Raw genomic sequence first — 11,886 nt, forward strand, 5'->3', positions numbered from 1 at the left:
TAAGCTCGTCCCTAGGATTCGGGATGAGTTTTTTTGATATATAAAGATAAATGTAAGAAATGAGGTGCATATTATGAAATATATGAAATTACATGAAATAAGAAATGAATACTTAAATTTTTTTAAGGAAAAAGAACATCTTATAGTTCCAAGTTTTTCACTTGTTCCTCCAAAGAATGATAAGAGCCTTTTACTAATTAATGCTGGTATGGCTCCATTAAAACCATATTTTACCGGAGTTCAAAAACCTCCTAAAAGAAGAATGGCTACGTGCCAAAAATGTTTAAGAACTGGAGACATAGAAAATGTAGGTCAAACTGCTAGACACGCAACTTTTTTTGAAATGTTAGGAAATTTCTCTTTTGGAGATTATTTCAAAAGAGAAGCTATAAAGTGGGCTTGGGAATTTATAACAGAGAGGATGGAAATACCAAAGGAAAAATTGTGGGTTTCTATTTATGAAGATGATGATGAGGCTTTTGATATTTGGAATAAAGAAATAGGAATTCATAGTGATAGAATTATTAGATTAGGAAAAGAAGATAATTTTTGGGAGCTAGAAGTAGGTCCATGTGGTCCTTGTTCAGAAATATATGTAGATCGAGGGGAAAAATATGGTTGTGGAAAGCCTGATTGTAAACCTGGATGTGACTGCGACAGGTATGTTGAAATTTGGAATCTAGTATTTTCTCAATATGATAAAGATCAAGAAGGTAACTATAAACCTCTGCCAAATCCTAATATAGATACAGGAATGGGTTTGGAAAGAATTACTGCAATAATGCAAAATGTGGATAATATTTTTGAAATTGATATAATTAGAAATATACTTAAAGAAATTGAAAAAATTAGCAAAGTAAATTATGGTGATAATAAAAAAAGCGATATCTCGTTAAGAGTAATAACTGACCATATTAGAGCTGCGACATTTATGGTATCTGATGGAATATTACCTAGTAATGAAGGAAGAGGATATGTTTTAAGAAGATTAATAAGAAGAGCATCAAGACATGGAAAATTATTAGGAATTAAAGATATTTTTTTAGGTCAGCTTTCATCTACTGTCGTTGATTTATGGGGTGATGTATATCCTAGACTGAAAGAAAAAAAAGTAGAAATTAAGAAAATAATTGAAATTGAAGAAAGAAAGTTTCAAGAAACTGTTGAACAAGGAATGAGTATACTAAATGATATGGTGAATACTATTAAATCTCAGAGGAAAGATATTCTTAATGGTGAATTTGCATTTAAACTGTATGATACTTATGGATTTCCTCTAGATTTGACTAAAGAAATACTTTCTGAGCATAATATTAAAGTTGATGAAGAAGGTTTCAATAAAGAAATGGAAATACAAAGAAATCGTGCTAGAAAAGCTAGAGAAGAAGAAAATAATCTGGGATGGCAGACAGATGAAAACGTACAATTAAAAGAAAATATATTTTCCATATTTGAAGGTTATAATAAGTTAAGTATTAATTCTAAGGTATTGGCATTGGTTAAAGATGATAAGTCTGTAAATGTTTTAAAAGAAAAAGACAAAGGTATGGTAATACTTGAAAAAACTACTTTTTATCCTGAAGGTGGAGGACAAATTGGTGATGTAGGCATTATTAAAGGAGAGGGATGTTTAGCTAGAGTTTTAGAAACTAAAAAAGGACCAAGGAATATTATTTTTCATCTAGTTGAAATAGAAAAAGGACAACTTAATGTAGATATGTCAGTTGAAGGAATAGTAGATAAAAAAAGAAGAATGGACGCTGCTAGAAATCATACTGCAACACATTTATTACATAAAGTTTTAAAGGAAACATTGGGAGAACATGTAAATCAAGCAGGTTCATTAGTTACTAATGAAAGACTGAGATTTGATTTTACGCATTTTGAGAGTATAGATAAAGAACAGTTAAATGAAATAGAAAAGATAGTAAATTTAAAAATTTTAGAAGGATTAGATGTTAGTGTTGTAGAAACTACATTAGAGGATGCATTAAATAGTGATGTAACTGCATTATTTGATGAAAAGTATGGAGATAGAGTTAGAATAGTCAATATAGGTAATTATAGCAAGGAACTATGTGGGGGCACTCATGTAAAGAATTCAAGTGAAATAGGTTTATTTAAAATAATTAGTGAAACTGGTATTGCTTCAGGAGTTCGAAGAATAGAAGCCGTTACTGGATTGGGAGCTTATATAGATATTAAGAATATGGAAAAGACAATAGAAGACATTGTTAATATTACAAAAGGTAGTAAAGTTGATATTGTTAATAGAGTTAGAGGATTAGCTGAAGATAATAAAATTAAAGATAGGGAAATTGAGAGATTAAAATCTGAGATTGCTTCATTAAAGACGAAAGATGTATTAAATGATATCATAAAAATAGATGACATTAATGTTATTGTTAAGAGAATAGATGGTATGGATGCAGATAGTTTAAGACAAATGGGGGATACGTTAAAAGATAAATTAAAATCAGTTGTTGTTGTATTAGGTACAGTAAATGAAGGAAAGATTATATTTATCTCTATGGCAACTAAAGATTTGGTAAAAAGAGGTATTCACGCAGGTAATCTTATTAGAGAGGTTGCTAAAATAACTGGTGGAGGCGGAGGCGGACGTCCTGATATGGCTCAAGCTGGTGGAAAAGAAAAAAATAAAATTGATGTTGCTTTAGAGAGTGTAATTGACATTATTAAGAAGCAGATAAAGTAGATATTGAATTTATTTATTATTTAAAAATATATAATGTTGTATATACTATTAAATATTATGATATAAATATATAAAGGGGGTATTTATATGGATAACAATGCAAATGAAACTATGAAGTTTACTGTACCTAAAGAAAGTATAAATGAAGTACGAGAAATAATCTTTCAAGTATATAGGGCATTGGAAGAAAAGGGCTATAATCCTATAAATCAAATGATAGGATATATACTATCTGGAGATCCTACGTATATTACTAGTTATAATAATGCTAGAACATTAATTAGAAAATTAGAAAGAGATGAATTATTAGAGGAGTTATTAAAGAGCTATTTGATGGATAAATAATAGGAGAGTCGTAATTGTTAGATTGCAAACAAAAGATAAGTATTTTTATATTATTAATAATTATAAATGTTTCAAATATATCTGAATATGCTTTTTGTGATAGTGTATATGATACTCAAAATGCAAAAAGTCCATTGGTATATACTATTTTATAAATAAATTGACTTTTAATGATTTAAAAAATACTTACTATATCAAGAAAGTGGCATCAGAAGGTTCTTTGGGTCTTATGAATACAAGAGGATTTAATGGATATTATGGTAGCGATAGTTTTGCGGCAATGAGTGGTTCTAGAACTATAAGAACTTCAAATAAATCTTTAGATTTTGTTAATTTAAATTTTGAAAGACGAAAAATATATGAAAGAAGGATAGGATTAACAGCAGAAGGTTATGAAATTGGGAATTTAGAAGCTAATAGATTTCAAATTATAAATAAAGAGAATAGTGCATTACAACATTTAGGAACAATAGGGGATGTGTTACACTATAATAATTTAAAAACTGCTGTTTTTGGCAACTCTGATACACTTGATACTAATAATAGGCAGAGTTGCCTATTAGCTGCTGATAAAAATGGATTGATTGATTATGGTAATATTGACAATATATTGATTAATGATTATGATTATCCTTTTGGATATAAGACAGATTATGAAAAGCTAATAAATGAAATAGAAAGAGTAAGAAAGGAAGTATCACTTATAATAATTGATTTAGGTGATTTGTATAGATTAAACTTATATAAAGATAGTATAAGCAGGTCTATGTTTTTTCAACATAGAAAGCAAATATTAAAGGATATTGATGAGTTTATTGGAAATCTTATTAGTAAAACTAGCATGGATAAAGCAATATATATAATTACAAGTCCTAATAGTGGAGAAAATTTAATTGATGACGGAAAGCTTTCACCACTTATTATATGGGATGGTAATATATGTAAGGGAGTCTTAACTTCACAAACAACTAGAAGAAAAGGAATAGTTGCTAATATTGATTTTGCTCCAACAGTAGCTAGATTTCTAGATATACCGAGTGAGGGATTTATTGGTCATAATGTTGTTTTTATCGATGAAGAAAATAACATAGATTTTATAGACAATTTAAGAATTAGAACTAATTTGGTATCAAGACTTAGATATCCAATATTAAGTACATATAACTTAATGTCATTGATATTTATCTTTCTATCACTGTTTTTAATATTTTTTAATGATAAAATCAAAAAAAAATATTTATATAATGCAAAAACTTTGTTGATTAGCATCATGAGTGTTCCACCTGCTTTACTAATAATATCAATGTTTAACATTTATACTGACTTTTGTTATGTTTTTGTATTTATTTTTATACTAATTATTATGACACTTGTTGTTAGTAGGTTGTTTGATAAGCATAGTTTGTTAGTTATTTCTGCGATAAGCTATTTGATAATTTTATTAGACATTATTATTGAAGGTAGGTTAGTTAAATTTTCTGTGATTGGATATGACCCATCCATAGGAGCTAGATATTTTGGTGTAGGTAATGAGCTAGTAGGTGTGTTTTTAGCTTCTTCAATGATTTTTTTTGGAGTTTTTGTTGATAAGTTCGGTAAGAAATACATAGGTATGTTTTTTATTATTTTAGCTTTTTTATTAACAATTCATCCAAATTATGGAGCTAATTTTGGTGGAGCAATTTCTATCGGTTCTGGTTTATTATGCATATTAATAATGATTTTGGATATAAAAATTAATTTAAAAAAATTACTTGTTATTATAGGTTTTTCTTTAACTTTTATAATTATAATTGCTTTTTTTGATACATATATTAATCCTAACCCTTCTCATTTTGGACAAATGATTTTAAATATTAAAGATAAAGGAATTTCATATTTTTTTGATATAATTAATAGAAAAATCCTCCTAAATATTAAGATGGTAGGAATTTCAATATGGGGGCGAACTTTGCACTTTACAATTCTAGTTTTATATCTTCTAATTATAAAAATACAATATAGTTTTAGTAATTTTTCAAAACAAAAATATTGTTTCTATGGATTTATAGCTTTAATTTTTGCTAGTACTATTGGATTTATAGTAAATGATTCTGGAGTGGTTTTAGCTGCTATTGCTAATATTTATACTGTATCCTCATTAATTTATATTACAATAGAAGATATTATATCTAATTGATTTAGGAAGTGAAAGTATGGAGTATAATTTTTTAGGAAATACTGGTATTAAAGTATCAAGACTTTGTTTTGGTTCTTTGACGATAAGTCCTTTGCAAGCAAAATTACCTATTAATGATGGAGCAAAAATAATAAAATATGCTTATGATAAAGGCATAAATTTTCTAGATACTGCAGAATTATATAATAATTATGCATATATTAGACAAGCGTTAAATGAAATACCGAGAGATAAGTATGTCATTAGTACCAAATCTTATTCATATTCAAAAAAAACAGCGGAAAAAAGTCTTAATAAAGCGTTAAAAGAGATTAATACAGATTATATTGATATTTTTATGTTACATGAACAGGAAAGTGAACATACTATACGGGGGCATTATGAAGCAATAGAATATTTTCTTAAAGCTAAAGAGAAAGGTATTATAAGAGCTTTTGGAATATCTACTCATAGAATATCTGGTGTTTTAGGAGCATTGAAATATAATGAAATAGAAATTATTCATCCGATTGTTAACAAGATTGGGATAGGGATACAAGATGGCAATATTGATGAAATGATTGATGCAGTAAATTTAGCTTATGAAAAAGGAAAAGGTATATATGCAATGAAGCCATTAGGAGGAGGACATTTAATAAAAAATGCTGAAGACTCTTTTAATTATGTTAGAAATATCAAATCTATTCATTCAATAGCAGTTGGAATGCAATCTTATGATGAGGTTGATGGAAATGTAAGTATAATTGAATATGGATATATTCCTGAAGAGATTAAAAACAGAATAGGGCATAAGAAAAGAAGATTGCATATATCTGATTGGTGTGTAGGCTGTGGAGCTTGTGTAAAAACATGTACCCATAGTGGGATTAAGATTGTAGACAATAAAGCGGTACCTGTTTATGAAAATTGTGTATTTTGTGGCTATTGTGCGATAAAATGTCCTGAATTTTGTATAAAGGTAATATAGTTTTTACATCTTGGAGGTAATAATGAAGAGATTAATGGGATTAGATGTGGGAGATAAAACAATAGGAGTTGCAATTAGTGACTTATTAATGTTAACAGCTCAAGGTTTAACTACAATTCGAAGAAAAGGAATAGAATCTGATATAAATGAAATAAAAGAGTTGGTTTTGAAATACGATGTAGAAAAGATAATTATAGGGCTTCCTAAAAATATGAATAATACTATTGGTTCTCAAGGAGAAAAGGTTTTAAAATTTGCTGAACAATTAAAACAAAGTTTAGATATGGAAATTATACTACAAGATGAGAGACTGACAACTGTATCAGCTGAAAGAACTTTAATTTCTGGTGATGTTAAGAGAAAGCAAAGAAAAAAACTTGTGGATATGATAGCTGCAACATATATTTTACAAACATATATGGAAATAACAAAGAATAGAGGTGAGTAGTATGGATAAAAATATAATTTCGTTAGTGGATGAAGAAGGAAAAGAACAAGAATTTGAGGTTTCTGCAACATTTAAAATTGAAGATGATGAATACGCTGTTTTATTTCCTGTTGGCGAAGAAGACGATGCATATATTTTAAAGATCGTATATACTGAAGAGGGCGAAATGATATTGATAAATATTGAAGACCAAGATGAATTTGATAATGTGGTTGCAGCTTATGAAGCTATAGTAGATGAAATTCTTTAGTAACAAAGTGTTGACTTTTATGTTTTATAATTATAGACTATATTAAAAGAGTAATAAAGCAGGTGAATAAATGAGTTTGAATGCGGATGATATAAAACAGATTCTTAAAGGCAAAGGATATAAATTGACTACACAGAGAAGAGCAATATTAAATGTTATACTAGAAAATCAAGGAAATCATTTAAGTCCAGAAGAAGTTTATGATATAGTAAGAATACAATATCCTGAAATAGGATTAGCAACAGTTTATAGAACTCTTCAATTATTAGAGCAACAAAATATAATAAGTAAATTAAATTTTAATGATGGATGTTCACGATATGAACTTAATTCTAATACAGGAGATCATCATCACCATCATCTTATATGTTTGAAGTGCGGCAAGGTTATTGAGGTCAAATTAGATTTACTGGAAAACCTTGAAACAGAAATCGAGAAAGAAGGTAAATTTAAAATTGTAGACCATAATGTTAAATTTTTTGGCTATTGTAGTGAGTGCCAAAAATAAATCTCCTTGTGAGATTTATTTTTTTGTAATCTTTATAAAACTTTTTAGTAAAATAATTTTTATAAAAAAAGCACAATATATATGTGAGGAAATTGCATGATTATTGCAATGTAAAATTTAACATAAAATTAAATAAATATTTATTCTGAAAATTTTTCACATAAAATTTGTTGAACAAATAATTTAAAATGAGAATAATTATGATATAAATTATACATTAAATCCATGACTATTTTTATTTTTAGAATTATTTCATTAATAAAAACCTGTAATGTACGGTATATGAAATAAATATAAAATTATATGTTTTGGTGAATGGTTTGTGACAAATCGAAACTTGAAAATTGTATTAAAGGAGTGAAGTGTATTGACAAAAAAAACATCAAAATTAAAGATAATTCCCTTAGGAGGACTTAATGAAATTGGCAAAAATATAACAGTAATTGAATATGAAAATGATCTAATAGTTATTGATTGCGGGCTTAGTTTTCCTGAAGATGAGATGTTAGGTATAGATGTTGTTATACCTGACATAACTTACTTAATAAAAAATAGGGATAAAATTAGAGGAATAGTTCTTACTCACGGACATGAAGACCATATAGGAGGATTACCTTATGCACTAAAAAAAATATCAGCACCGATATATGGTACAAAACTAACATTAGGGTTAGTGGAAAATAAACTTAAAGAACATCATTTAAATGATGTGAAGCTTAATACTATAAAAGCAGGAGATAAAATAAGGTTAGGAATTTTTGAACTTGAATTCATAAGAACAAGTCACAGTATACCTGATTCAGTAGCAATAGCAATTGATACTCCAGTCGGTAAAGTGGTCCATACAGGAGATTTTAAAGTTGACTATACTCCAATAAATGGAGAACTAATGGATTTTCACAAATTTGCTGAAATAGGTAGTAAAGGTGTTTTAGTAATGTTGGCTGATAGTACAAATGTAGAGAGACCGGGGTATACTATGTCTGAAAGTACTGTGGGAGATACATTTAATGATATCTTTTTAACTGCAAAACAGAGAATAATTGTTGCTACATTTGCTTCAAATATTCATAGAATACAACAAATAGTTAATTCAGCAGTATTATTTGATAGAAAAATTGTTGTTTCTGGAAGAAGTATGGTAAATGTTGTTAATGTAGCAAGGGATTTAGGATATTTAGATATACCTGAAGGAACGTTAATAGACATTAATGATATGAATAAATATCCTTATAATAAGATTGTAGTGATTACTACAGGAAGTCAAGGAGAACCTATGTCTGCTCTTGCAAGAATTGCTGCTTCCGAGCATAAAAAAATGGAACTTGTACACGGTGACTTAGTAATTATTTCTGCAACACCAATACCTGGAAACGAAAAAACTGTTTCAAGAGTTGTTAATCAATTGTTTAAAAGAGGTGCTAATGTAATATACGAATCATTAGCTGATGTTCATGTTTCAGGACACGCTTGTCAAGAAGAACTTAAGCTTATGCATGCATTACTTAAGCCTAAATTTTTTATTCCTGTACATGGTGAATATAGGCATTTAAAAAGACATGCTCAGCTAGCGGAAGATTTAGGTATGGATAAATCAAATATATTTATTGCAGAAAATGGTTCAACTATTGAATTTACAAAAAATACAGGAAGAATATCTCAAAATGTTCCTGCAGGTAATATATTAGTTGATGGTTTAGGAATAGGAGATGTTGGTAATATAGTATTAAGAGATAGAAAGCATTTGTCAGAGGATGGATTAATTGTTGTAGTAGTTACTATAAACAAGGATACTGGATTGGTAATGGCAGGTCCTGATATTATTTCTAGGGGTTTTGTATATGTACGTGAATCTGAAGATTTAATGGAAGAAGCTAGATTTGTTGTAAGAGAAGCTTTAAAAGAATGCGAAAAAAATCATATTACTGATTGGGCTACGCTCAAGACAAATACTAAAGAAGCTTTAGGAAGTTTTATATATGGAAAAATCAAAAGAAATCCTATGATATTACCAATAATTATGGAAGTATAGAAAACAGTAAGTCGTAGCATATGCTACGACTTACTGTTACATATAAGAAAAATATGTTTTTATATTAAAATGTTAATTTATAATATATTTATGGATCACTAATCAGATAAGGGAGATGTAGAAAATGGGGTTGCGATTATTACTATATTTGATTATACTAATCACTGGAGGAATTGTAGGATATAAAGATTTAGTAGAAGATAAAATATATAGCAAGATAAATCATATTCAAAATATTTGCCTTCTAACACTATTATTTATAATGGGAATTAGAATGGGACTAGATCCTAAAGTAGTAAACTCCTTTTTTGCATTAGGTCTAAAAGCTTTTATGTTATCAAGCTTATCTATTGTTTTTAGCATAATTATGGTTAAATTGATTACAAGTTTTACATTTAAAGCAAAAGATAAGGAGGATTGTAAGAATGAGTATTAAGATAATTTTATCGATATTAATAGGTATTTTAAGTGGATATTATATATTGCCTAATAACTTTTATCAACATACCGATCTAATTATAGATGTAGGACTTTGTATTTTATTATTTTTTGTTGGAATAGATATTGGAAGAAATAAAGATATATTCAATAAAATTAAGAGAATGGGGTTAAAAATAGTATTAGTACCTATTATGATCATAATAGGTACTATTGCTGGAAGTATCATCGGAGGATATATTATAGGAATGCCTTATAAAGAGGCAGGTGCAGTTGGGGCAGGATTTGGATGGTATACATTATCTGCTATGATGCTTGCTAACTATTCAACGGAACTAAGTGCATTGGCATTTTTAACTAATGTATTTAGAGAAATAATAGCACTAATTATTATTCCTGTCGTAGCTAAAAATATAGGTTATGTAGAAAGTATTGCACCAGCTGGAGCAACAGCTATGGATACTTCATTACCAATTATATCAAAATTTACAGATTCTGAAACGACAATTATTGCATTTATAACAGGAGCTTGTTTATCAAGTTCCGTACCAATCATTGTATCAATAATGATTAGCTTATAATTAACAAAATTGTATAATTACAACAATATTTTGATTTTGCAATCTATAAATTTTCAATTTTTGTTTTTTCTTTTAATTAAATTTACTAAAGGAAAAACACGATGAAAGTTGATTTCTCAAGGTGTGATAATTATAATATTAAATGGATTAATAGTAGTGTCAATTGGACAACTGTTGCAGGTGTAGCTGTGTTTAATGAATAAAACATTGATGTAAACTTGTAAAATATTAATATTAATTGTATAATTATAGGGATACAAGTCTTAAGCTAAAATAATATTATATGAAATAAACTTTTTTGCTTCTGTATTTAAGTGTTATTTATAAATTAAAAATTTTTAATAAAGGGTGGAACTTTAGTGAGCGAATCACTTAATAAAAATTTAAAAAAAAAGAAAAATTTTAGTTTTTTAAAAAAATGTTTTTTAGGATTGATAATAATTATTATATTTAGTGTAATTTCTTTATATTACTATATTAATCAATCTATGCCGGTAGAAAAAAATAATTCTAAAAATATTAACGTAACTATTCCTCAAGGGAGTACAACAAGTGATATTGGAAAAATATTGGAAAGTAATGACGTTATAAAAAATAAATATATTTTTAGAATTTCTGCAAGGATCAAAAAATTGGACGGAAAATTAAAAGCTGGAGAATATGTTTTTAATAATGGTATGAATATAGATGAGATATTAAGTCAATTAGTTAAAGGTGGTAGAAGTAGTAAAGAAACTATTACATTTACTATACCTGAAGGTTTTGAGTTAAAACAAATAGCAGAAAAATTAGATAAACTAGGATTAGTAAATAAAGATAAATTTATGGAATTAGCATCTAAACCTTCAAATTTTTCTAAGAAATTTTCGTTTTTAAAGGATGTTCCTGATTATTTAACATTAGAAGGATATTTATTTCCTGACACTTACCAAGTATACAAAGATTCTAATGAAGAAGAGATTATTTCTAAAATGCTTTTGAGATTTAATGAAATTTATAATGACGAAATGAAGAAAAATCAAAAAGAATTAGGTATGAATCTTAATGAAGTTATTACTTTAGCTTCTATTATCGAACGGGAAGCTAAAATAGATAGTGAAAGAGCAATTATTTCAGCAGTCTTTCATAATAGATTAAAAATAAATAAGCCTTTGGAATCCTGTGCAACGGTACAATATGTTTTAGGTGAAAGAAAAGAATATCTTACTTATGAAGATTTAAAAGTTGAATCTCCTTATAATACCTACAATAACAATGGATTACCCCCTGGGCCAATTGCTTCACCAGGGTTAAAATCTATTGAGGCAGCGTTAAATCCAGCTGATGTAGATTATTTATATTTTGTTTCAAATGGTGATGGAACTCATACATTTACTAAAACTTATAAGGACCATTTAGACGCTAAAAATAGAAAATAGTATT

The 11,886-nt window shown here is 27.7% G+C and carries 12 protein-coding genes and 1 other annotated feature (1 of these 13 cut by a window edge); all 12 genes read left to right on the top strand.

What is annotated here, in order from left to right; translation table 11 throughout:
• Positions 1-16 (top strand) — a binding site (T-box leader); it begins 186 nt to the left of the window's first position.
• Positions 17-73: 57 nt separating this feature from the next.
• The 12 genes from alaS to mltG all read left to right on the top strand — a co-directional run bounded on the left by alaS (position 74) and on the right by mltG (position 11,882).
• Positions 74-2,716, top strand: a complete 2,643-nt coding sequence (gene alaS / locus ACZ41D_RS07790; protein WP_464150873.1) for an alanine--tRNA ligase — start codon at positions 74-76, stop codon at positions 2,714-2,716.
• 87 nt (positions 2,717-2,803) lie between these two features.
• Positions 2,804-3,061 carry an IreB family regulatory phosphoprotein gene (locus ACZ41D_RS07795; protein ID WP_464150874.1) on the top strand — a complete coding sequence of 86 codons (258 nt, stop codon included), beginning with the start codon at positions 2,804-2,806 and terminating at the stop codon, positions 3,059-3,061.
• Positions 3,062-3,075: 14 nt separating this feature from the next.
• On the top strand, positions 3,076-3,216 hold the full coding sequence (locus ACZ41D_RS07800; protein ID WP_464150875.1) for a hypothetical protein: 141 nt from the start codon (positions 3,076-3,078) through the stop codon (positions 3,214-3,216).
• 5 nt (positions 3,217-3,221) lie between these two features.
• Positions 3,222-5,240, top strand: a complete 2,019-nt coding sequence (locus ACZ41D_RS07805) for a hypothetical protein (RefSeq protein ID WP_464150876.1) — start codon at positions 3,222-3,224, stop codon at positions 5,238-5,240.
• Between the two features lie 16 nt (positions 5,241-5,256).
• Positions 5,257-6,207 (top strand): aldo/keto reductase, encoded by a 951-nt coding sequence (locus ACZ41D_RS07810; RefSeq protein WP_464150877.1) that lies wholly within the window; start codon positions 5,257-5,259, stop codon positions 6,205-6,207.
• Positions 6,208-6,229: 22 nt separating this feature from the next.
• A complete protein-coding gene (ruvX, locus tag ACZ41D_RS07815) occupies positions 6,230-6,655 on the top strand; it encodes a Holliday junction resolvase RuvX (RefSeq protein ID WP_464150878.1) in 426 nt (141 codons plus the stop codon).
• 1 nt (position 6,656) lies between these two features.
• Complete coding sequence (locus tag ACZ41D_RS07820; RefSeq protein WP_464150879.1) at positions 6,657-6,905, top strand: DUF1292 domain-containing protein; 249 nt, start codon at positions 6,657-6,659, stop codon at positions 6,903-6,905.
• Positions 6,906-6,975: 70 nt separating this feature from the next.
• Positions 6,976-7,413: a Fur family transcriptional regulator gene (locus ACZ41D_RS07825; protein WP_464150880.1), complete on the top strand. Its 438-nt coding sequence runs from the start codon at positions 6,976-6,978 to the stop codon at positions 7,411-7,413.
• Between the two features lie 367 nt (positions 7,414-7,780).
• Positions 7,781-9,445, top strand: coding sequence for a ribonuclease J (locus ACZ41D_RS07830; RefSeq protein ID WP_464150881.1), 1,665 nt, complete (start codon positions 7,781-7,783; stop codon positions 9,443-9,445).
• A 124-nt stretch (positions 9,446-9,569) separates the two neighbouring features.
• On the top strand, positions 9,570-9,881 hold the full coding sequence (locus ACZ41D_RS07835) for a LysO family transporter (protein WP_464150882.1): 312 nt from the start codon (positions 9,570-9,572) through the stop codon (positions 9,879-9,881).
• Positions 9,871-10,464, top strand: a complete 594-nt coding sequence (locus tag ACZ41D_RS07840) for a LysO family transporter (RefSeq protein ID WP_464150883.1) — start codon at positions 9,871-9,873, stop codon at positions 10,462-10,464. Before ACZ41D_RS07835 ends, ACZ41D_RS07840 begins: the two co-directional genes overlap by 11 nt.
• A gap of 359 nt (positions 10,465-10,823) precedes the next feature.
• Positions 10,824-11,882: an endolytic transglycosylase MltG gene (gene mltG / locus ACZ41D_RS07845; protein WP_464150884.1), complete on the top strand. Its 1,059-nt coding sequence runs from the start codon at positions 10,824-10,826 to the stop codon at positions 11,880-11,882.
• Positions 11,883-11,886 lie beyond the last annotated feature (4 nt).

Source organism: Brassicibacter thermophilus (genome assembly GCF_055378355.1).